This is a genomic window from Deltaproteobacteria bacterium GWC2_55_46, assembly GCA_001595385.3.
Taxonomy (GTDB): domain Bacteria; phylum Desulfobacterota; class GWC2-55-46; order GWC2-55-46; family GWC2-55-46; genus UBA5799.
The window spans coordinates 1,848,190-1,870,385 of record LVEI03000001.1 but is presented as its reverse complement, the minus strand read 5'-3'; the positions used below and the strand labels follow the sequence as shown (position 1 = coordinate 1,870,385).

23 protein-coding genes are annotated in these 22,196 nt (G+C 55.4%); 16 read left to right on the top strand and 7 right to left on the bottom strand.

Features of this window, described 5'->3' with window-relative positions; translation table 11 throughout:
• Positions 1 to 79: 79 nt before the first annotated feature.
• Together A2V21_308790 and A2V21_308785 are read left to right on the top strand one after the other, a co-directional pair.
• On the top strand, positions 80 to 601 hold the full coding sequence (locus A2V21_308790) for a hypothetical protein (GenBank protein ID OIJ74347.1): 522 nt from the start codon (positions 80 to 82) through the stop codon (positions 599 to 601).
• An 86-nt stretch (positions 602 to 687) separates the two neighbouring features.
• A complete protein-coding gene (locus tag A2V21_308785) occupies positions 688 to 1,428 on the top strand; it encodes a hypothetical protein (protein ID OIJ74346.1) in 741 nt (246 codons plus the stop codon).
• A gap of 27 nt (positions 1,429 to 1,455) precedes the next feature.
• Here the strand turns inward: A2V21_308785 and A2V21_308780 are convergent, their stop codons facing one another.
• Positions 1,456 to 2,106 (bottom strand): hypothetical protein, encoded by a 651-nt coding sequence (locus tag A2V21_308780; GenBank protein OIJ74345.1) that lies wholly within the window; start codon positions 2,104 to 2,106, stop codon positions 1,456 to 1,458.
• Positions 2,107 to 2,543: 437 nt separating this feature from the next.
• Here A2V21_308780 and A2V21_308775 point away from each other — a divergent pair, with 437 nt between their 5' ends.
• The 9 genes from A2V21_308775 to A2V21_308735 all read left to right on the top strand — a co-directional run bounded on the left by A2V21_308775 (position 2,544) and on the right by A2V21_308735 (position 9,184).
• Positions 2,544 to 3,185 (top strand): hypothetical protein, encoded by a 642-nt coding sequence (locus A2V21_308775; GenBank protein OIJ74344.1) that lies wholly within the window; start codon positions 2,544 to 2,546, stop codon positions 3,183 to 3,185.
• Positions 3,186 to 3,365: 180 nt separating this feature from the next.
• The gene (locus tag A2V21_308770) at positions 3,366 to 4,085 is read left to right on the top strand and encodes a YggS family pyridoxal phosphate enzyme (GenBank protein ID OIJ74343.1); all 720 of its coding nucleotides are present in this window, start codon (positions 3,366 to 3,368) and stop codon (positions 4,083 to 4,085) included.
• Between the two features lie 59 nt (positions 4,086 to 4,144).
• Complete coding sequence (locus tag A2V21_308765; GenBank protein ID OIJ74342.1) at positions 4,145 to 4,978, top strand: pyrroline-5-carboxylate reductase; 834 nt, start codon at positions 4,145 to 4,147, stop codon at positions 4,976 to 4,978.
• 103 nt (positions 4,979 to 5,081) lie between these two features.
• Positions 5,082 to 5,396, top strand: coding sequence for a hypothetical protein (locus A2V21_308760; GenBank protein OIJ74341.1), 315 nt, complete (start codon positions 5,082 to 5,084; stop codon positions 5,394 to 5,396).
• Entirely contained in the window at positions 5,393 to 5,890 is a 498-nt protein-coding gene (locus A2V21_308755) for a hypothetical protein (GenBank protein OIJ74340.1), read from the top strand. The genes A2V21_308760 and A2V21_308755 overlap by 4 nt, the downstream gene beginning before the upstream one ends.
• A complete protein-coding gene (locus A2V21_308750) occupies positions 5,853 to 6,188 on the top strand; it encodes a hypothetical protein (protein OIJ74339.1) in 336 nt (111 codons plus the stop codon). The genes A2V21_308755 and A2V21_308750 overlap by 38 nt, the downstream gene beginning before the upstream one ends.
• Positions 6,189 to 6,260: 72 nt before the next feature.
• On the top strand, positions 6,261 to 7,112 hold the full coding sequence (locus A2V21_308745; protein OIJ74338.1) for a flagellar motor stator protein MotA: 852 nt from the start codon (positions 6,261 to 6,263) through the stop codon (positions 7,110 to 7,112).
• Position 7,113: 1 nt separating this feature from the next.
• Positions 7,114 to 7,866, top strand: coding sequence for a hypothetical protein (locus A2V21_308740; GenBank protein ID OIJ74337.1), 753 nt, complete (start codon positions 7,114 to 7,116; stop codon positions 7,864 to 7,866).
• Between the two features lie 361 nt (positions 7,867 to 8,227).
• On the top strand, positions 8,228 to 9,184 hold the full coding sequence (locus A2V21_308735; GenBank protein ID OIJ74336.1) for a quinone oxidoreductase: 957 nt from the start codon (positions 8,228 to 8,230) through the stop codon (positions 9,182 to 9,184).
• 63 nt (positions 9,185 to 9,247) lie between these two features.
• Here A2V21_308735 and A2V21_308730 read toward each other — a convergent pair whose 3' ends face one another.
• Positions 9,248 to 10,771 (bottom strand): RNA polymerase sigma factor RpoD, encoded by a 1,524-nt coding sequence (locus tag A2V21_308730; GenBank protein OIJ74335.1) that lies wholly within the window; start codon positions 10,769 to 10,771, stop codon positions 9,248 to 9,250.
• A gap of 267 nt (positions 10,772 to 11,038) precedes the next feature.
• On the opposite strand from A2V21_308730, the gene A2V21_308725 reads away from it, so the two are divergent.
• From A2V21_308725 to A2V21_308705, 5 genes are all read left to right on the top strand, one after another.
• On the top strand, positions 11,039 to 13,264 hold the full coding sequence (locus A2V21_308725; protein OIJ75127.1) for a peptide ABC transporter substrate-binding protein: 2,226 nt from the start codon (positions 11,039 to 11,041) through the stop codon (positions 13,262 to 13,264).
• Positions 13,265 to 13,267: 3 nt separating this feature from the next.
• Positions 13,268 to 14,248: a peptide ABC transporter permease gene (locus A2V21_308720; protein ID OIJ74334.1), complete on the top strand. Its 981-nt coding sequence runs from the start codon at positions 13,268 to 13,270 to the stop codon at positions 14,246 to 14,248.
• Between the two features lie 118 nt (positions 14,249 to 14,366).
• Complete coding sequence (locus A2V21_308715; protein OIJ74333.1) at positions 14,367 to 15,539, top strand: hypothetical protein; 1,173 nt, start codon at positions 14,367 to 14,369, stop codon at positions 15,537 to 15,539.
• The gene (locus A2V21_308710) at positions 15,540 to 17,444 is read left to right on the top strand and encodes an ABC transporter ATP-binding protein (protein OIJ74332.1); all 1,905 of its coding nucleotides are present in this window, start codon (positions 15,540 to 15,542) and stop codon (positions 17,442 to 17,444) included. It abuts the gene before it with no gap.
• A gap of 24 nt (positions 17,445 to 17,468) precedes the next feature.
• Entirely contained in the window at positions 17,469 to 18,044 is a 576-nt protein-coding gene (locus A2V21_308705; GenBank protein ID OIJ74331.1) for a hypothetical protein, read from the top strand.
• Between the two features lie 75 nt (positions 18,045 to 18,119).
• Here the strand turns inward: A2V21_308705 and A2V21_308700 are convergent, their stop codons facing one another.
• The 5 genes from A2V21_308700 to A2V21_308680 all read right to left on the bottom strand — a co-directional run bounded on the left by A2V21_308700 (position 18,120) and on the right by A2V21_308680 (position 22,167).
• Positions 18,120 to 18,332, bottom strand: a complete 213-nt coding sequence (locus A2V21_308700) for a DNA-directed RNA polymerase subunit omega (protein ID OIJ74330.1) — start codon at positions 18,330 to 18,332, stop codon at positions 18,120 to 18,122.
• 74 nt (positions 18,333 to 18,406) lie between these two features.
• Positions 18,407 to 19,018, bottom strand: coding sequence for a guanylate kinase (locus A2V21_308695; protein ID OIJ74329.1), 612 nt, complete (start codon positions 19,016 to 19,018; stop codon positions 18,407 to 18,409).
• 57 nt (positions 19,019 to 19,075) lie between these two features.
• Positions 19,076 to 19,945 carry a YicC family protein gene (locus tag A2V21_308690; GenBank protein ID OIJ74328.1) on the bottom strand — a complete coding sequence of 290 codons (870 nt, stop codon included), beginning with the start codon at positions 19,943 to 19,945 and terminating at the stop codon, positions 19,076 to 19,078.
• Between the two features lie 45 nt (positions 19,946 to 19,990).
• Entirely contained in the window at positions 19,991 to 20,989 is a 999-nt protein-coding gene (locus A2V21_308685; GenBank protein ID OIJ75126.1) for a hypothetical protein, read from the bottom strand.
• A gap of 173 nt (positions 20,990 to 21,162) precedes the next feature.
• Positions 21,163 to 22,167: a hypothetical protein gene (locus A2V21_308680; GenBank protein OIJ74327.1), complete on the bottom strand. Its 1,005-nt coding sequence runs from the start codon at positions 22,165 to 22,167 to the stop codon at positions 21,163 to 21,165.
• Positions 22,168 to 22,196: the final 29 nt, after the last annotated feature.

The window sequence follows — 22,196 nt, the reverse complement described above, 5'->3', positions numbered from 1 at the left end:
TTAAAATCGCTTTCGGATGAGTTGACCTTCTTCCAGGCAGCACCTTCCCGCTAAAGCGTCCATCCCTCTCGGAAAAAAAATGAAAAAATACATTCTTAAAACAGCCCTCTTCGTATCGCTCTGCGCCGCTTTCGTCTTTGCGGCCCAGAAGCCCGCTTCCGCGTCTGAAGGGGTAAAGGCCACACTGGCGAGGGTCATTGCCAGGCTTGAGCCGGCGATAGGCTTTCGTCCAAGGGTAAGCCTGGGCCAGGAAGGCCCGGGCAGCGCCTTTGTCATGCCCGACGGGACTATCGTCATCTCTCCGGAACTTATCTCCACCGCCGCCTCGGAAGACGAGGTGGCCTTTATCCTCGCCCACGAGTCGGCGCATATACTTGCCACGGACCAGGTACCTGGAAAGATACTCGAACTCGCCGGCCACCCCGGCATCTCAAGCTCCCAGATAAAGGAGCTGAAGGCGGACGCGCAGGCCGTGCGCATCATGCGGCAGGCCGGCTACAGGCCGGAGGCCTCGCTCGCCATCCTCAAAAGGCTTTCCGCGAAAGGCGCCGGCCTTGACCAGCGGATACGCGCCCTTTCAAGGCTCCTCGATATCAAATAACACCGGCTTCAAAACCCCTTCCCAGCCCGCGTACGTTAGGGTAAGATTATACTACTTTCCCCAAACTCAACAAGGAGATTGTAGCCTTGCCCGGCCTCGGCATGATAGTCCTCGATAGAAGGATCACCCCTGGCGAAAGCTTCACCCTCGCGCCCGGGGATATCGTCCACCTCAACGCATGGCAGCCCAGGGCTGGCGAGGCCTTCACGGTCATCGACAGAGCTGGCGCTCTCGTGCGCGCGAGGCTCATAAGCCTCACTCAGGCGCGAGCCGAAATGACAGCCTTCGAGTCTATAGGAGCGATAGAGAGAGGGCCGGATATCGTCCTCCTGCAGGCGCTTCCGGAACGGGAGAGGTTCGAGCTTATAATCCAGAAGGCAACCGAGCTTGGAGTGACGGAGATAATCCCAAACAAGACCGAACGGTCGATAAGCCTGGAAGAGCTGGACGCCAGGCAGAAGAGGTCCCATAACTGGCAGAACCTCGCGGTAAAGGCAACGAAGCAGTCCCGCAGATGGGATATACCCCGGATACTGCCTTACGCATCATTTATTGATGCTGTCGGTCTTGTACAGGACGCGGACCTTAAAGTAATGCTGTGGGAGAGGGCTGGCCTTATCTCCATGAAGGACTATATCGAAGGGGTAGAAAGGCCTGTAAAAAAGGCAGCCATCCTTGTCGGGCCGGAGGGCGGGTTTACCGAGAAAGAAGCGGAGTTTGCCCAAGAGGCGGGTTTTAAACCGGTAAGCCTCGGGAAGAGTGTCCTCCGGACCGAGACCGCGGCCTTCTTCGGGGTGGGGCTTCTAAGATACGAGCTTGGGGGATAGCGAAGCGGCAGCTGATTTTTCTTCAGGCTAAAGAAGCCCCTCCCAGCCTTCCCCCAGTATCTGTTCCTCGACGAACCTCCTGAGCCCCGCCTGTATCTCAGCGCTCATATCTACGAACCTCAAGCCCATGCCAGGGTCAACGAGCTTTTCGGGCCCCTGTGCAAGCGTATAGAGGACCTCCGCGTCCAGGACAAGGGGCTTTGGGGTCGGAAGCTCAAGAGATACCTTGAGCCTTGAGCCCACGGGAAGCGGCTTCATGGTCCTTATGAACGCCCCCTGCTCGGAAAGGGCTGTAGCGAACGAGACCCTGCCAGTTGTCCCGGTTATGACGGTGGCCTTGAAGAGCACTTTTATACGGAGAAACTGCCTCGGCCTCGGCTCTATCTCCTTCTGTATGGTCCTGTACAGCTCTGTGGGGCTTACAGGCCTGGTAGCAAAGGCGCAAGCCCCCTTCTTGAGAGAGGCCTCGAGCTCTGCCGCGCGCTCTTTTTCGGCAACCGTGATTATCTTCATGATGCCGAGGCTCCTGTTAGCCCTGAGGGCCTCAAGGCATGGCTGCCCGGCTATCGGCGGCATGTCAATGTCAAGAAGGAGGATATGAGGTATTATGCCGGAGGTTATGCGCGTGAGATCCGGGTTATTCGATGCCAGGAAGACGTTATAGTCCAGCCTTTTCACTATCGAAGCCAGCTTAAGGCACCTTATGGGGTCCGGATCGGCGACAAGTATGTTTTTAGGCGGGGTAAGAATAGGTCTTCTCCTTTACTCTATCAGGATGTTGAAAAAATCCATCCAGGACTTTTTCAACTAAGATTTGGCCTGAGTGAATCAGTCCAAATCTTACAAATTGCTCGATTTTTCAAGTCTCGCAATTTGGCAATCCGTCCATGGATTGCTTTATCAGGCTGTTTTTCAACAGCCTGATAGTACATTAATAGAAAAATTTTAGGCAATTGTCAATGATTTACCCTCCTTGTGCCCAAGTTTGCCTTATCCGGGCGGGTGAACATGCCCCGCGAGCATTCCCGCGGCCTGGCCATATCTTCAATTTTCCGATGAAAAGTTTCTGGTAATATTATATATTTGGTAACCAACTTCGAACGGGACAGGCCTGAATGTCGATAAAAGAGCTTCTGGGAGAGTCGCTGGAGACCGCTAAAAGGCGGAAGAACCTGATATTCTTCTTCATTTCCGTCCATGTCATATTCATGTTCTTCGGCCAATGGATGGTGGCGCAGGGATACCCCGGCGTCCTTGAGCTAAGGACTGAACAGCTCAAGGAGATCCAGAAGCTCCCGTATCTAAAGCCCCTCATGGGGCCGCTTGCGGATAACCTGCCTCTCAAGATCCTGTACACTTTCGCTTTCAACCTCGTCTTTGGGGCATTCGTCTCCACTACCCTTATGGGCGTGGTATTTTTTTTCCCCTATATAATAGCGGTATGGAGGAGCTTCATCATCGGTATCCTTATATCCGGCACCGAGACGAACACAGTGATGCCCATCGTCTTTTACGGGACCTTTGTGCTTGAGTTCGGCGCCTATTGCATCTCATCCGCGGCTGGCACAGACCTGGGTCTAAGCCTCTTGACTCCCAACCGCAAAGGCGCGGCCACAAGGAAAGAGGCCTTCCTCATGGCCGCCAGAGATGGGGTAAGACTCTATGTACTTGTAATAATTGTGCTTTTTGTAGCCGCCATCTGGGAGATGACATGGCTCCATTACCTGGGGCCGATGATCAGGCCTGCGGGCGTCTGACTTTTTTATTTTGAACCTCCGTAAATCAAAGATTTCTCTTGGACGGGGCCCTCATCTATGCTATAAGGGTCTCGTAAACAGCAGGTGATAAATAATTTTCCGGCTTTTTTCTTTCCCCGCGCGCGCTTCGCAGGTCCCGTTCCAGCGGTCCTGACTACTAAGTTTACCGGGCTTTTCCTGATGGCTGGGAATACGATTACCGAAAACATCCTTCAAATCAACGACCGCATAAGCAGGGCAGCAAGAAAAGCTGGCCGCGACCCCGGCGAAATCACGCTCATAGCAGTCACCAAGACAGTCGAGACAAAGAGGATAAAAGAGGCCATCTCAGCCGGGCTCAGGGTCTTTGGCGAGAATTACGTGCAGGAAGCCCAGGAAAAGATGGGCAAGATCAAGGACAAGCACCTTAAGTGGCACTTCATAGGCCACCTGCAGAAGAACAAGGCAAAACTCGCCATCGAGCTATTCGACATGATACACACGGTAGAGTCCGTTGATCTGGCAAAGGAGCTGAACAAACGCGCCCAAGAGCCTCTGGACATACTCATACAGGTCAACATAGCGCGGGAGAAGACCAAGGGCGGGGTCGACGCTGAAGGTGCGGTAAAGCTGGCAAAGGCCATATCGGCCATGCCGAACCTGCGGCTTCGCGGTCTTATGTCCATACCCCCGTTCTTTGAACAGGCCGAGATGTCGAGGCCTTACTTCGCCATGCTCAGGCGACTTGCCGAACGGATAAACAAGGAGAAGTTCCCGGGGGTCTTTATCAGGGACCTTTCCATGGGCATGTCTAATGATTTCGAGGTGGCCATAGAAGAGGGGGCCACCATGATAAGGATCGGGACCGCCATATTCGGCAGCCGCGAGACCGCCGACAAAAAAGCCGCCAAATCCGCCTGAACGGCTGCCCTGGATAAAAACCCTGACTACGCTCCGACCGGCTCTAAAACTTCGAACCCATGCTAACAAGAAAAACGATAGGCTTTCTCGGCGCCGGCAACCTTGCCGAGGCCCTTATCAAAGGGCTCATAGCCTCCGGGACCGTAAGGCCGGGGCAGATAGTCGCGAGCGACAGGATGAGCGAGAGACTTGTCCATATCGCCAAAGCCTACGAGATCAAGGTATTCAGCAAAAACTTCGAGGCCGCGAGAATTGCTGATATAATATTCCTGACCGTCAAGCCCGGCGACGTCGACCACGTATTGAGGGAGATAGCCCCGGACATCGACGCCGGAAAGCTCCTCATATCGGCTGCAGCCGGGGTCACGACAGTAAGGATACTCGATGTATTGAAAGGCGCTGGCCTAGCCCACTTCGTCTCTATAGTAAGGGCCATGCCCAATACCCCGGCCATAGTGCGCGAGGCGGCAACCGGCCTCTCAGCCGGGGCCGGCACCGGGGAAAAGCAGCTTGAGCTGGCAAGGGCCCTGTTCGAGCCCATCGGCAAGGTCGCTATAATAAAGGACGAGGCCCTGATGGACGCCGTCACGGGCTTGAGCGGCAGCGGCCCGGCCTACGTATTCCTTTTCATGGAGGCGCTCATAGACGGAGGCGTCAGGATGGGACTGCCGAAGGAGACCGCGAAGGCACTTGCCATGCAGACGGTGCTCGGGGCCGCGAAGCTCGCGATGGAAAGCCCGAAGGACCTGGCAGAGCTTAGAAAGATGGTATCCTCCCCCGGCGGCACCACCATAGAGGGGCTTAAAAAGCTCGATGAGGGCGGCTTTACAGAAGTGGTCGAGCGGGCTGTAGAGGCCGCCACCAGACGGGCCAGAGAGCTCTCAGGCAAGTGACTCCTGGGATGCAAGCCCCCCTTCTCATCTGAAGTAATAAAGGGCGCGAAGATCGGCCTGGCACGATAAATCCAGAACGTAAACAAAGGAGACCCGGTTTAAAATGTTCGTCATATCAAACATCCTCGTCGCGCTAGCCAAGATCCTCGACATGGCCCTCTCCATCTACTTCTGGGTGATAATAGCGAGGGCGCTCATATCGTGGGTCAACCCGGACCCGTACAACCCGATAGTAAGATTCCTTTACCAGGTAACCGAGCCTGTGCTCGGAAGGGTCAGGAGGTTCCTGCCGTTCATGGGCGGCCTCGACCTCTCCCCGCTCATTGTGATCTTCATCATATATTTCATACAGTGGGCCATAATACCCTCCATAATGGAAATAGCCGCAAGACTTGCCACAGGAGGTGGAGGCGTATGAAGGTAACCCCGCTTGAGATAAGGAGCCACGGCCTCAGGAAGAGCTTCAAGGGATACGAGGTAAAGGGCGTAGAGGAGCTCCGTGAGGTCGCGGCAGAGGCGCTGGAAGAGGCGTCAAGGGAGATAATCGACCTTAAGGAGAAGCTCTCTCAAGCAGGGGAGCGCATAAAGGATTACGCCTCGAACGAGCACCTCTTGAGGGAGACCATCACGACAGCGCAGAAGCTGGCAGAGGACCTGAAGGCCAACGCGAGGAAGGAAGCGGAACTCCTCATAGTCGAAGCGAAACTTCAGGCTGAGGAGACCGTAAGGCAGGCGCAGGCGAGGGCCCGGGATCTTCAGGACGAGATATACAGGCTCAGAAAGCAGCGCAGGGAGATCGAGGCGTCAGTAAAGGCCATAATAGACTACCACTCAGCCACGCTCCTCATTGAAGAAGAAGAGTCCAAAAAGGCCGATGAGGAATCCGACAAGCTCAAGTTCCTCACAAAGTAAGTACCCCTTCCTTGAACCAGCCCAGGGCGGCGTGTCGATAAGGGTCCGCCTCCAGCCCCGTTCCTCGAGGGACCGCCTCGAAGGCGTCCAGGGGAACTCCCTGAAGATAAGACTTACCGCCCCTCCGGTAGAGGGCGAGGCCAACAAGGCGCTTATCGAGTTCCTATCAGGCCTCATCGGTGTAAGAAAGAGCGCCTTCAGGATAGAATCCGGCCATAAAGCGAGAGAAAAGAAGGTCTTTGTAGAAGGCGTATACCTCTCCGGTCTTGAGAAGATTTTTTCAGAATCCCTCCCCTGAATCACCTCAAGTTTCCCCCTCTGAATCCCGATAAGATTATCAACAAATAATCTCACATTAGGAACTCCCCGCATGTTTCCCATAATCGGCATTGTAGTCGTCTTCGGCTCCATAATCGGCGGTTATCTCCTTGAACAGGGCAACCTCCATATACTCATCCAGCCCGCGGAGCTTGTTATCATCGGCGGGGCCGCCCTCGGCGCCCTCTTCATAACCTGCCCCCCGAAGGTCCTCGTGAAGATAGCGAAGGGTGTGCCGCAGATATTGGGCAGCGGCCCGAACAAGAGCGACTTCCTCGACCTCCTGGGCCTTCTCTTCAGCCTCTTCTCAAAGTGCAAGAAGGAAGGGCTTCTTGCACTTGAAAGCGACATAGAGAACCCGCATAAAAGCCCGCTCTTCAAAAAACATCCAAGTGTGCTGAAGAACCATCATGCGGTCGAGTTCATCTGCGACAACTTCAGGGTATACATACTCGGCATAAGGCCCTTTGAGTTCGAGGAGATGATGGACCTGGAGATCGAGGCCCATCACCAGGAATCGGCCCTTGCCCCGTCTGTCATATCGAAGATAGCCGATTCACTACCTGGCTTCGGCATCGTGGCCGCGGTCCTTGGAGTCGTCATCACCATGGGCAAAATGAGCGAGTCCCCTGAGGTCATCGGCCACAGCATCGCCGCCGCCCTTGTCGGCACATTCCTGGGGATACTCCTTTGCTACGGATTCCTTGGCCCCATAGGCAGCAACCTCGAGCACAGGGCGCGGGAAGATGCCAAGTACTTCGAGGCCATAAAAGTGGCGATACTCGCCTTCGCCAGGGAGATGCCCCCGCAACTCGCGGTAGAGGCCGCCAGAAGGGTGCTGCTCAAGGACACGAAACCCACCTTCAAGGAGTTGGAGAAGAACATCAGGAAGAAGGCCGCCTGATATGCTTGAGAACCATAGCCATCCTGTAATCATAAAAAAGATCAAAAAGACCCACGCGGGCCATCACGGCGGGGCGTGGAAGGTAGCCTACGCCGACTTTGTAACGGCCATGATGGCGCTCTTCCTGGTCCTGTGGCTCGTAGCCATGCTCTCTATCGACAGCAAAAAAACGATCGCGGAGTACTTCCGTTCATACACGGTATTCAAGGGGCAGGAGGCGGGAGGCGCAACCGGCGTTTCGACCTTTAAAGGCGGCCCGGTAAAGCTCGACCCCGATGACGGCGGCATAAAGAGCCCGGACAAGAAGCTCGAGCTTATTACTGTAAAGCTCAATAAGGTAGTCACGGAGAAGCTCAACCAGTTCAGGGAGCAGATACTCATCTTCACCACGAGGGACGGGGTAAGGCTCGAGCTTACGGACAAGGGGCAGAGCCCGATGTTCGAGGCCGGGAAGGCAAAGCTCGCGCCCAATGGTGAGGAGGTGCTTGCCACCCTCGCCGCTGTCTTGAGCGAATTTCCCAACAGCGTCACGATCGAAGGGCATACCGACAGCTCCAATTACAACGTAAACGGCTATACAAACTGGGAGCTCGCGGCCGACAGGGCCAACTCTGCCAGAAGAGAGCTTATAAAGAACGGCTTCGAGGAGTCGAGGATAACGAGGGTGACGAGCTTCGCGAGCGCTGTGCCCTTGAAGGGCGACCCCTACGACCCGCGGAACAGGCGCGTGAGCATACTGGTAGAGCCGAAGTAGCCTGGGGTTGGCGGCCCTAAGCTCGCTCTTTCGCCAGACATCCATCAGTTTTTTCAACCGGCCCTGAAATTCCTTTTTTCGCCTTCCATTTTCCCTTCTGCTATAATCACTAAGTAAACACTGAATGAACCACTACCGCCTGAAATCTCCCCCTTTTCCAAAGGGGGACTAAGGGGGATTATAAACCCGTCAAAGATAATCTCCCCTGCCCCCTCTTTAGGAAAGAGGGGGACCAGCCTGGCATGGGACGTAAGCTTGAAAATCTCATTAGACGCACTGAAAATCGCCTATAAGGCGAGGGATTTCAGATCCTATTGTGAGACATTAATCAGAGCTTCCCTAAAAAAAAACGAGGTGGTCCATGAAGGCTGTACGGGTAACCGAGTTCGGCGAGCCGGAGGTGATGAGGCTTGAAGATCTCCCTCAACCTAAACCACAGGCCGGCCAGGTGCTTGTCAGCATCAAGGCTGCGGGCGTAAACCCGGTCGATACCTATATCCGGGCAGGGCTTTTCTATAAAAAAGAGATGCCCTACACCCCGGGGACGGACGGCGCTGGGATAGTCGACTCCGTCGGCCCTGGCGTAGAGGGCGTAAAACCCGGGGACAGGGTCTATACCGCCGGGTCGATAACAGGCACCTACGCCGAGGCGGCCCTCTGCAAGGCCTCGCAGGTACACAGGCTTCCGGCCTCACTCTCTTTTTCACAGGGGGCATGCATAGGCGTGCCTTACGCGACCGCCTACAGGGCGCTTTTGCACAAGGCAAGGGCCTTGGCTGGCGAGAGCGTCCTTGTCCACGGGGCAACGGGCGGCGTGGGGCTTGCTACAGTCCAGCTCGCGAAGGCGCTCGGCATGAAGGTCATCGGGACCGGAGGGACAGAGCGCGGGAGGGACCTTGTGCTGGAAGAAGGGGCAGAGCACGCGCTCGACCATAAAGACAAAGAACACCTGAACGTTGCCGCCAGCCTTGCAGGCGGAGGGCTCGATGTGATAATCGAGTTTCTCGCGAACGTCAACCTCGGAAGTGACCTCAAGGCGCTCGGCCAAAGGGGGCGGGTGGTCGTGGTAGGCAGCCGTGGCACGGTAGAGATAGACCCGAGGGAGCTGATGTCCAGGGACGCGAGCGTTGCCGGGATGTCATTATTTAACGCCGATGAAAAGGAGCTCGCGTCGATCCACGCGGGCCTCCTGGCTGGTTTCGAGGCGGGTTATCTAAAGCCCAGGGTTGGGCGCGAGCTTGGGCTTAAAGAGGCTGCCACGGCACACCATGCCATAATGGAGGAGAGCGCCTTCGGGAAGATAGTGCTCGTCCTCTGAAGTATACATCGGGCAAAAAAAGAGGGCCCAAAGGGGCCCTCTTTTAGTTTTTATCTTTTCTTATCAGCCTTCGCTAAAGCCCTTCAATAGCTTTGCCCTGGTCGGGTGCCTTAATCTCCTTATGGCCTTCGCCTCTATCTGGCGGACCCTCTCGCGGGTAACTCCGAGCACCTTCCCGACCTCTTCAAGGGTATAGTCCTGCTTCTCGCCTATCCCGAACCTCATCCTCAATACCTTCTCCTCCCTCGGCGTGAGCGTTTCGAGCACGGAGTTGGTCTGGTCAGAGAGGTCCTTTTCGATGGCCGCGTCCGAAGGGGACGGGGACTTCTCGTCCTCGATAAAGTCGCCAAGCGAGCTCTCCTCGTCGTCCCCTATCGGGGTCTCCAGGCTCAAGGTCTGCTTCATGAGACGCAGTATCCTTCTGACCTTCTGGATGGGTATGTCCATCCTCTCGGCTATCTCCTCGGGGTAAGGCTCTCTGCCGAGTTCCTTCAGGAGCTGCCTTGAGGTCTGAAGGAGCCTGTTGATGGTCTCTATCATGTGGACAGGTATCCTGATGGTCCTTCCGTGGTCGGCTATGGACCTCGTGATCGCCTGCCTTATCCACCATGTGGCGTAGGTGGAGAACTTGTATCCCTTCTTGTAGTCGAACTTGTCGACGGCCTTCATGAGGCCGATATTGCCTTCCTGGATAAGGTCCGAGAACTTAAGCCCCAGGTTCACGTACCTCTTGGCGATGGATACGACAAGGCGGAGGTTGGCCTCTATCAGCCTCTGCTTGGCCTCCCACATGTTGAAGTCGTGCACCTTCACCTGGCGGGAGACTTCGTTGAGGTCAGTCCTCTTAAGCTCCAGGCGCTTCATTATCCTTTTGACGCGCAGCTTCGCCCGTTCCTGTTTTCTGGCGCCTTTTTTCGATTCCTCTCGCTCTATAAGGTGTTCGAGGCGGACTATGCGCTTCACGATGCGCCTGATGATGGAGTTGGAGAGGTTCATGTCCTTCAGGAGCTTGTAGGCGCCCTCGGTCTTTCTCCTTTTGAGCCTCTCGAACCTGGAGAGGACCTCTTCAGCCGCTACTGCGGCCTCCTCTTCGAGCTGTCCTTCTTCGGTCTCCTCCTCGATCAGGGCCCTCAGAGAGGCCTTGCCATCCCTTACGCGGGTGACTACCCTCAATACTTCTATCGTGGCAAAGGGGCTGGAAAGGGTAAGCCTTCTAAGCTCGTTCCTGCTCTCCTCTATCCTCTTGGCATAGACTATCTCTTCTTCGCGCTTAAGCAGAGGCACCGCCCCCATCTCCCTCATGTATATCCTTACGGGGTCCTCTACGCGCTCCGGCTCCGCTACCTCTTCGCGCGGCTCTCTTACTTCCTGCGGCTCAGGCGCGCCCTTCTCAGAGCTGTCGACAATATCTATTCCGAGGTCTCCAAGGGTCTCAAGCAAATTATCCATCTCCTCCACTGAGAAGTTGTCTTGCGGAAAGGCATCATTAATCTCATCATATGTGAGAAACCCCTTTTCCTTACCCATGTCGATAAGGTTAAGGAGGTCGCTGTTTTGACTATTATTGTTGCCCGCCTTCTTGGTCATAAACCCTTCCTTTACACTATCATTGCTTTTTAGATAGAAAATCATTTAATACTAACATAACTATATTGCAATTGTCAAGCCCCGTCAAGATAGCGTTTTTGCACGACTTTTGCCGGGGCTTCCTTGACCTTGCGCCGTTATTGTGCTAAACTTTTAAATTCTTTATTTTATTCTTTATAAGGTCTTTACCCAAAATCCGTCAGTGACTTATGTTACCCTACAGCATATATTTTAAATATGAAGTTGAAGACAACAGAGGGAGGCGCCATAGGCAAGAAAGCTTCCAGAGCCCTTGGGGCTTTTGCGCTCGCGGCGCTCTTCTTTTTCGCGGCGGGCTGCACACCCAACGACCCCTACCGCGACTCTGAACGCGGCAGGAACATCTTCTACACCACCTTTCTTGAACCTCCAAAGCACCTCGACCCGGCCCGCGCCTACAGCTCGGACGAGTACGACTTCCTGGCCCAGGTCTACGAGCCGCCTCTCCAGTACCATTACCTCAAGCGCCCCTACACGCTTATGCCGCTCACAGTCGAAGAGGTCCCCCAGCCGGTCTATTACGGCAGGGACGGCAAAAAGCTCCCGGAGAGCGCCCCTGCCAAAGAGGTCGACAGGGCCGTATACGAATTACGCGTTAAAAAGGGGGTCATGTACCAGGACCACCCGGCCTTTGCCAGGGATAAGAACGGTTCACCTCTTTACTCCGCGGTGAACCCTCGCGAGGCCAAAAACATACAGACCCTCGACGACCTTCCTGTAAAAGGGACGAGGGAGCTTACGGCGGACGACTTCATCTACGAAATAATGAGGCTCGCCGACCCGCAGGTGGAAAGCCCGGTCCTTTCCATATTGGAGAAGTATATCCTCGGCCTCAAGGAGTACTCGGAGGCGCTCCGGGCGGACCTCGATGACATAAGGGCCGAAAGGCGAAAAGCCGCCGGGTTTTCCTACAACCAGACCGAGGACGAAAAGAGCAACCCCATCACGCTCGATTACCGGAAGCACCCGTTCCCGGGGGTGGAGAAGGTAGACAGCCACACGTTCAGGGTGATACTCAAGACCAAGTACCCTCAGTTCGTCTACTGGCTGGCGATGCCTTTTTTCGCCCCTGTGCCAAAGGAAGCGGCCGATTTTTACAATCAGGGCGCGCTCGCCGAGCGCAATATCACCCTCGACAGGTACCCTGTCGGGACAGGCCCGTACATGATGGAGACCTTCAACCCGAATATGGAGATAGCGCTCGCCAAAAACAGGAACTACCATTATGAGGCGTATCCGGATGAGGGCGAGGATGGGGACGCTCAAAGGGGGCTCTTTAAATACGCTGGACAAAGGCTCCCGTTCATAGAAAAGATGGTCTTCAAACTGGAAAAAGAGGCGATACCCAGGTGGAACAAGTTCCTGCAGGGCTACTATGACAACTCAGGGATAACCTCCGACAGCTTCGACCAGGCGGTCTCGATGACCACCGCTGGAAGGCCCGAGCTGACGGATGAGATGAAGGAGCGCGGCATGAGCCTTCTTACCTCGGTCCGGTCCTCTTCGTACTACTCGGGCTTCAACATGCTCGACGACGTTGTCGGAGGCTACTCGCCCGAAAAGCAAAAACTCAGGCAGGCCATCTCCATTGCCCTTGACTACGAGGAGTTCATAGAGATATTCCAGAATGGCCGCGGCTTGAGCGCCATGTCCCCCCTGCCCCCTGGCATATTCGGCTACAAGGAGGGGGCAGGGGGCATAAACCCGCTCGTATATGATTGGGACGCGGTCAGGAACAGGCCGGCCAGAAAGAGCATAGAGGAGGCTAAAAAGCTCCTCGCCGAGGCCGGGTATCCCGGCGGCAGGGACAAGGCCGGAAGGCCTCTCGTCATCACATTCGATAACCCGTGGACGGGCGCCGACTCCGCGCCCATGATAAACTGGTACATCAAGAAGTTCGCCCTCCTCGGCATACAGCTTGAGAACAGGACCACAGACTACAACAGGTTCCAGGAGAAGATGTTCAAAGGCAACTTCCAGTTCTTCTCATGGGGCTGGAACGCGGACTACCCGGACCCGGAGAACTTCTTCTTCCTCCTTGCCGGGTCGAACAGCAAGGTAAAATACCAGGGGGAGAACGCCGCCAACTACTCGAACCCGGAGTTCGACAGGCTCTTTAAAACGATGGAGAACATGGAGAACGGCCCAGAGAGGCAGGCGGTCATTGACGAGATGACGACAATCGTCCGCTCTGACGCCCCCTGGATATTCGGATACCACCCGGTCGCGTTCACCCTTTTCCACGGCTGGGTCGAGAACGTGAAGCCCAACGCCATGGCGAATAACACCATGAAGTACATAAAGATAGACGCGGAGAAAAGGCAGTATCTCCGGGATGAGTGGAACGAGCCAAGGCTCTGGCCGGTCGTGGCAGTAATAGCCCTGCTCGTCATCGGCTCGCTCCCGGCCATAATAACCATGAGAAGAAAACGTGGCCTAAGCAAAAGGCGATAAGGCATGCTCGCATACATAATAAGACGCATACTCTACGCCATCCCCATCGTGGTCGGCGTGAACGTCCTCACGGCGCTGCTCTTCTTCTACATTAACACGCCCGACGACATGGCGAGGAAGATCCTCGGCGAAAAGAACGTCACCCCGGCGGCAATAGAGAACTGGAAACGTGACCACGGCTACAATCTGCCATCCTTTGTGAATACCAAAGAGGAGGGCTTGAAGAAAGTAACCGAAACCGTCTTCTTCCAGAAGTCGTTGCCTCTCCTATGGTTCGACTTCGGCAGGTCCGACAGGAATAATATCGACATCGGCCACGAGATAAGGACCCGCATGTGGGCGAGCCTCGCGATAAGCGTGCCGATGTTCATGGCGGGCCTCGTCTTGAGCCTCTTCTTCGCAATGATACTCGCCTATTACCGCGCCACCTATATCGATATATGGGGCATCGTGCTCGCCGTGATCGTGATGTCGATATCCACCCTATTCTATATCATCGGCGGCCAGTACGTCCTGGGAAAGCTCCTCCGGCTATTTCCAGTCTCAGGCTATGACACGGGGCTCTATGCCGCCAAGTTCATCGTGCTGCCAGTGGTAATCGGGATAGCGGCCTCCATCGGGGTAGGCGTGAGGTTCTACAGGACGGTATTCCTTGAGGAGATAAACAAGGACTACGTCCGGACGGCGCGGGCAAAGGGGCTTACCGAAGGCAGGGTCCTCTTCAAGCACGCCCTCAAGAACGCGATGATACCGGTACTTACGAACGTGGTCGTCTCCATCCCCTTCCTCTTCTACGGGAGCCTCATAATGGAGACCTTCTTCGCGATACCTGGCCTCGGCAACTTCACCATAGAGGCGATACAGTCGCAGGACTTCGCCATAGTGCGCTCGATGGTATATCTCGGCTCGATACTTTACATCATAGGGCTGATACTCACCGACATAAGCTACACCCTCGTGGACCCGAGGATAAGGTTTGAGTAATGGGATAGCAATGGTTCGGCATTGTGAGCGTAGCGAAGAATCTTGCGCTTGAAATAGATTCTTCGTCGCTTCTCGCTCCTCAGAATGACAAAATAAAATACAAAGAATATTCAGGAATATGCCGGTAATACTCGCTACAGACCTCATAGTCTTCTTCTTAGCCTGCGCCATCGCCTACTTCGCCATCGCAATAAGGCTGGAAGGCACAGCCGCCAGGGCATGGAAGGAGCTCAGGAAGAACAGGCTCGCCCTTGTCTGCATGGCTATCCTCGCCCTTTATTTTTCAATCGCGCTCCTTGACAGCATCCGCTACAGGGACCCGGTCGTCGCTGAGGGCGGAGGGGTCGCGAAGACAGAAAGCGGGGAGGTGATATGGAGCCCGCAGGCATTAAGCCTACTCGACAGGGCGCTCGCCGGGATGAGGACAGATACGGAGAAGAGCTACTCCGCGCCCTTTGCCAGCCATTCCTTCTCAAAAGAAGCTATAGAGCTGCCGGGAGGCGAGACCACGCGCGAGTTCATCCCTCTCAAATACCAGGGGAGCCATTGGCTCGGCACCGATAAAGTCGGCAATGACGTCCTCTTTACGGCCCTCAAGGGGGTAAGGACGGCTATCGTCATAGGCGCCGGCACGACCATTATCATCATCCCGTTCGCTATCCTTTTCGGCGTGGTCGCCGGCTACTACGGCGGCGTTATAGACGATATCGTCCAGTATATCTACACAACGCTCGCGTCGATTCCAGGGGTGCTCCTCATAGTCGCCTTCATGCTCCTTTTCGGTACATCAGGCTACCAGGGCGGACTCCTCTCCGAAGACCAGATTGACCTTGGCGTCTTTGTCCTGAACGACAGGCTCTTCTGGCTCGCCCTCATCCTCGGCATAACCTCGTGGACAGACCTCTGCAGGCTCATCCGTGGGGAGACGCTCAAGCTACGCGAGCTTGAGTACGTGCAGGCCTCCCGCGCCTTCGGGGTCGGCAAATCCGGCATAATCTACCGGCACATAGTGCCCAATGTCATGCACCTGGTGCTCATCACCTTTGTCCTCCAGTTCAGCGGCCTTGTGCTGGCAGAGGCGATATTGAGCTACATAGGCATAGGGGTCGGCCCTCAGATGGGGAGCTGGGGCAACATGATAAATACCGCTCGCCTCGAGCTTTCAAGGGACCCGATCGTCTGGTGGAACCTTTTCGCGGCATTTCTTTTCATGTTCGGCCTCGTGCTCCCGGCGAACATATTCGGCGACGCTGTCCGGGATGCCCTCGACCCGAGGCTAAGGTACAGATAAATGGAAAAACTCTCCACCCCCGTATTAGAAGTCAAGGGGCTCAAGACCTACTTCAAGACCCCACGCGGCATCGCCAGGGCGGTCGACGGAGTATCTTTCGAGATACCCAGGGGTGGCACCTTCGCCCTGGTCGGCGAGTCCGGCTGCGGGAAGTCGATCACAGCCCTTTCGCTCATCCAGCTCGTCCCTGAGCCTGCCGGCTTTATAGCCGGAGGGGAGGTAATCCTCAACGGCAGGGATATCGTCTCGCTGAACGAGCGCGAGAAGAGGGATATACGGGGCAACCAGGTCTCGATGATATTCCAGGAGCCGATGACGTCACTTAACCCGGTCTTTACCATCGGCGACCAGATAATGGAGACGATAGTCCTCCATCAGGAGAGGAACAGAAACGCGGCAAAAAAGCTCGCGATAGAGATGCTCAAAAAAGTCCATTTGCCCAACCCGGAGAGGATCTTCAACGAGTACCCGCACAGGCTCTCCGGCGGACAGCGCCAGCGGGTGATGATAGCGATGGCGCTGTCGTGCAGGCCCGACCTCCTCATAGCCGACGAGCCTACTACGGCCCTGGACGTGACCATACAGGAAGAGATATTGGGGCTCATAAGGGAGCTTAAAAGCTCGATGGGCACGGCGGTCCTCCTCATAACCCACAACATGGCCCTCGTCTACCGGAACGCCGATATGGTCGGGGTGATGTACGCGGGAAAACTCGTGGAGCTTGCCACCACAAAAGACCTCTTCAGGAACCCTCTGCACCCGTACACGATAAAGCTCTTGCGCTCCATACCGGGGCAGGAGAAAAGGGGGAAGGCCCTTGACACCATCGCCGGGGCTGTGCCATCCGCGACAGCGTACGCAAAAGGCTGCCACTTCTCTGGCAGATGCCCGCGGGAGATGGAAGGGTGCGCGGGTATAGAGCCGCCGCTTGCCGAATGGAAGCCGGGACAGCGGGCTGCGTGCCATCTTTACGACCCCGGGTTCATGAGCCAGCCCTACTCAAAACCCTTGAGGCAGGAACCGGATGTAATGCCCGTTTTAACCACCCCGCCTGCCGAGAGAGAAGTACTTCTTGAAGTAAAGGGGCTCAAGACCTGGTACCCGGTAAGAAAGGGGCTCCTTAAAAGGGTTGCGGGCCATGTAAAGGCTGTGGACGGGATAGACCTTGCCATAAAGAAGGGCTCGACCCTGGCCCTTGTCGGCGAGTCGGGCTGCGGCAAGACGACCGCGGGCAAGTCCATCGTCCAGCTCATCAGGCCGACCGCGGGCGAGATACTCTTCAAGGGCAGGGACCTGACAAAGCTCAAGGAGAGAAGGCTTAAGCCCTACAGGAGCGCGCTTCAGATAATCTTCCAGGACCCGTACTCATCTTTGAACCCCAGGCTTACCGTCAAAGAGACTATCGAGGAAGGGCTCCGGGCCGTAAAGCCGGGGATGAAAAAAGAGGAGCGCAATGAAAAGATAGCGGCCGTGCTCGGACGCGTGGGCCTCTCCCCTGAGATGATGGCGAGGTACCCGCACGAGTTCTCGGGCGGACAGCGCCAGAGGATAGGGATAGCGAGGGCGCTCGCCGTTGACCCCGAGTTCATCGTCTGCGACGAGGCGGTCTCGGCCCTGGACGTATCGGTTCAGGCGCAGATACTCAACCTCCTTAAATCTATCCAGAGGGACTTCGGCCTATCGTTCCTCTTCATAACCCACGACCTCGGCGTGGTCGAGTACATAGCCGACGAGGTCGCCGTGATGTTCGCCGGAGAGATAGTCGAGCGCGGCAGCACCTCCGAGATATTCTCGGAGCCAAAGCACGAATATACGAAAAAACTCCTTTCGGCTGTGCCAAGGATAGATACCTCGCTCACCGAGCTTTGGCGACTGCCGGGGCCGGGGCTCGTGAGGGGAAGATAAATTGAATGTCGCGTAGCGCCTGATATGACCTACACCCTATTGAGGTTCGCTCACGTCCTCGGCGCCGTGATGATAGGCGGCGGGCTAATCGGCGTCTGGCTCTCTGACTTGAGGTCAAGGCAGATTAAAGACCCGGCCCTTTTCTCAGAGGCGGCGCGCGCTATTGCCATATTCTACGACGGGGTAGTCGTCCCGGGAGCCTTGCTCCTTCTTTTCTCAGGCGCGTGGATGACGACAGAGGTATACGGCTGGGGGTTTATCGACATACCATGGCTCGCTGGCATGATAGCGCTATTCTCCTTCGAGTTCATCGAAGGTAACACAATAACAAGGATTTATTTCATGCGCATCCGGCGGCTATCCCGCGAGGCGGCGGGCGCGGATCATCTCGACCCCAGGGTCGAAAAGGAAAGGGGGCGGCTCATACCGGCTTTTACGCACTTTCTCGATCTGCCACTGCTTGTACTCATCATAGCCCTTGGGGTCATAAGGCCAGACACATGGACCTTTTTTGTTGTAGGGTTGACGATGGCCGTAGGCATAGCCGTTCTTCTGACTATCTATATACGGAGGCGTTATCCAGGAGGCCAAGCCGATTAAGCAGCCCGCGCCCCTGAACGAAATAAAAAAAAGGGGGGACGGCAAAAGCCGCCCCCCCTTGTGAATCAGTAAGGCCTATTCCGAAAGCTCTTTCTTCCTGGTCGTTGGCATTACCTTGACCTTGCCAGCGGCTATCTCGCGCAGAGCCGTTACAACCGCCTTGTTGTCGGTCTTCACCAGTGAAGGCGCGCCCTTTATAAGGTCCCTCGCCCTCTGAGAAGCGAGATGGACCAGCATGAACCTGCTGGGAATCTCTTTCAAACAATCCTCGACAGTTATCCTTGCCATTTGGGACTAACCTCCTTTTATCCGAAACAAGTATAAATTATACGTTTTTAAAAACGGCCTGTCAACTGCCGCGTCTACCGCGTTTGTTTGCCGAAAAGCTCCTTTAGCTTACCCGCCATCCTCGAAGACCTGGCGCGTTCAGCCACGATTATCGCGGAGAACTCCTCGAAGGCCCTCGTAAGGTCGTCGTTTATCACGATGTAATCGTACTCGAAGGCCCTTTTTATCTCGTCGACCGCTATGCCGAGCCTTCTTTTTATCTCTTCAGCGCTATCCTTGCCCCTGGCAACAAGCCTTTCCCCGGCGACTTTAAGCGAAGGCGGAAGTATGAATACGAAGACCCCTCCCGAAAGCCGCTTCCTGACGTTGGCCGCGCCCTGCACGTCTATCTCAAGGATGACGCTTTCGCCCCTTGCGAGGAAAGCTTCCAGGTCCTTTTTAGACGTGCCGTACCTCTTGCCGTAGACGTCCGCGTACTCAAGGAACTCGCCCCGCTCTACCATACGGTCGAATGTGGCGTCGTCAACGAACCAGTAATCCACACCATTGCTCTCGCCGGGCCTGGAGGGGCGGGTGGTATAGGAGACCGAGTTCTTTATATCAGGGAAGCGCCCCTCAGCCATCTTGCAGAGGGTGGTCTTCCCTGCCCCGGACGGGGCGGAGACTATAAATGCTATGCCGGACATGTTATTGGGATCCTTAAAACCTGTATTTCATCCCCCTTTAGAAAAGAGGGGGCTTCCTCATTCTACGTTTTGCACCTGCTCCCTTATCTTTTCGACCTCGCCCTTCATGTCTATGACGGTCTGGGTTATCCGGACGTCGTTTGCCTTTGAGCCGATGGTGTTTATCTCCCGGCCAAGCTCCTGGCAGAGGAAGTCGAGCTTCTTTCCGATAGGCCCCTCGGAGGTTATGAGCCTGCGGAATAGCTCGAGGTGGCTCTTCAAGCGGGTGGCCTCTTCGGCGGTGTCGGTCTTTTCCGCGAATATCGCGGCCTCAAGCAGTATCCTTGACTCGTCGACCCTTCCGGCTATTATTTTTTCTATCTCCGATTTGAGGCGTTCCCTGTATGCTTCGAGCATCTTGGGTATTCTCACCTCGACGGTGAAAAGAAGGCCTTCGAGCGCCTCTGCCCTGGCAAGCAAGTCTGCCACCAGCGCCTCTCCTTCCCTTATCCTCCACTCCTCCACCTGGACAAGGGCGGTATCGAGCGCCGCCTTGAACTGCCCCCAGTCCTCATCCGTAACAGTACCCTTCCTCTCGAAGGTGAATATGTCCTTTTGCCGCAGAAGGGTAGCAAGGTCCATCTCGCCCTTGATGCCAAGGCCGCTTTTAAGCTCCTCCGCGGAATCGAGGTAGAGCCTCGCCATCGGGATGTTAAGCTTCAGCGCCGGGGCCTCCGTTGAAACGGAATAGATATGCACCGAGAATGAGCCCCTGGCGAACCTCTTTTTTATCTCGTCCCGAAGACGTGTCTCCATGGGCGAGAACCTCTCAGGCGACCTCATGGAGATGTCTATGAACCTGTGGTTGAGTGTCTTTACTTCGATAGTGTAAGTGTCGCCGCCAATGGCAAAGTCTCCCTTGCCCCAGCCTGTCATGGACCGTGCCATGCCGCTCCTTTATGTTCAGGTATTTTTGGCCAGATGAAGCAAGCCCTATTGCGGAAGCCTTACCTTGAGGCCAGCGCCAGCCGCGTTGTAAAGCTCCTCTGGCGTTACCGTCGCGGTGCCGATCTTGCCGACTACAACGCCCGCCGCGAAGTTCGCGAGCATCGCGGCCTCTCTAAAGCTCGCGCCGGAGGCGAGGGCGAGGGCGAGGGTGCTTATGACGGTATCTCCGGCGCCGCTCACGTCGAATACCTCCTGGGCGACGGTAGGTATGTGGGTTTCGCTCCCCGGCTCAAAGAGGCTCATGCCGTGCTCTCCTCTTGTTATGAGGAGGGCCTGGCAGCCGAGCCTTCCGAAGAGCACCTCTCCGGCCCGGTGGAGGCTCTCATCGTCGCCTATCTCAACGCCTGAAGCCTGCGAGGCCTCGAGGTTATTAGGGGTGACTATCGTGACCTTTTTATAATAGTCGAGGTGCTCTACCTTCGGGTCTACGGCCACCGGGATGCCGAGGTCCATGCAAAGGGAGTTCGTCTCCTCCATAAGGTACGGGGTTATGAGCCCCTTCGCGTAGTCGGATATGACTACGATGTCGGAAGATTTAACGGCTTTCTTTATGTACCTCAAGACCCTGGCGGTCGCCTCCGGGCCTATCTTGTCCCGCATCTCGCGGTCGAACCTTACGACCTGCTGGTTATGGGCGATGACCCTTGTCTTTATGGTTGTGGGCCTTTTGTGGTCTACGACGAGCCCATCCGTAGGGATGCCCTTGTCCTTCAGTATGGAGACGAGCTTCTTGCCGTCCCCGTCGCTCCCGATGACGCCCGTGACGAGCGATCTGCCGCCCAGGCTGTGGATGTTGTTCACCACGTTGGCGCTGCCGCCGAGCATTATCGATTCAGAGGTGACCTCGACGACCGGCACCGGGGCCTCAGGGGAAATCCTTCTGACCTTGCCCCAGATGAAGTGGTCCATGATGAGGTCGCCGACGACGAGTATCCGCGCCCTCCTGAACTTCTCGATGAGTGTTTGAGCCCTCTTAGAGCTCAGGTATCTTTTCACGGCCCGAATCCGTAGTGTGGATTTTAAAAAAACGCGCAGGCCTACTTATAACACATGAGGTTTTTTTAGGCAAATCCAAATGGGTCTGGCGGCAGATTCAAGGCAAGGCAGGTCAGGCCAACAGGCGGGAGGTGTCCCGGTTTTTTTCAAAGCCCCTGGATTTAAACTCTATTTTCCATTTCCAGATGAGCGATGCAGTCCCGGGCAAGCCTCGCCGGGTCAAGACCGTAACACTCACGGCCACATGTCTCTTTCGCGCTCCGGATTTTCAGTATATCTGAAAACAAGTGGCACCTTTTCCTGCACTCAAGATGATAGTCCTCGTTAAAGATGGCGTTGCCCATCTTGAACAGGTCCGGCGGGTTCCACTCATAGGCCTGGAACAACAGCACCTTTTTATCTATCGCGTTACAGATATTGTGCACACCGCCATCTGACAATACGACCAAACGCATGGCATTCAGCGCGGCCGCGGTCTTACGGATCGAGAGATTGGGCAGGAATTCATCGCCGACACCTTCAAAGGCCTCCTGTCCGACCTCATATATCCTTATCGAAGGGTCATATTTTTTAACATCGCCAACGAAGCGCCTCCAGCTCTCGATTCTATAACGGAGCCGCTCGCCGTCTCTTCTCTGCTGGGAATTGCGTATACGCGCCATGTTGATGGCTATCGAGTTCGGATAAATGCTTTCTTCGGCCTCCCGGACCTCTTCTTCTGTCAAATATATCCTGGGCCTCAGGTCCTGAAATCCGGCGGCCTCGATGCCTGCTTGAAGAGCGTAATTGTACGAGATTATGTTCTTGCATGGCGCGCCAACGCATTCCTCAATATTAGTGCCGGCGGAAAGATAAGCGAATGTCTCTTCTCGCCATTCAGGCCAGATCACAAACTTTATCCTTCGCGCGCCCTGATCATGGACAATATTCTTTTTTTTGTAATAGAAGCTTTTCGGCAATATTTTTTCGTATAAACGGGGTGTTCTGAACCTGTCAACGTACCTGTCATTGAAAAAGGCTTCCAGGACAGTGCGGTCGCTTATGACTTCCAGCTTGCATGGCCCATAGACCTCCTTTATGGCCCGGAAAAGGGAGGAGAACATCACGGTATCGCCGATGTTATACGGGAAGTACCAGCGGAGGAAATAAAGTTCGATTTTTTTCATGATTTTTAACGAATATCAGCGAAAATTCC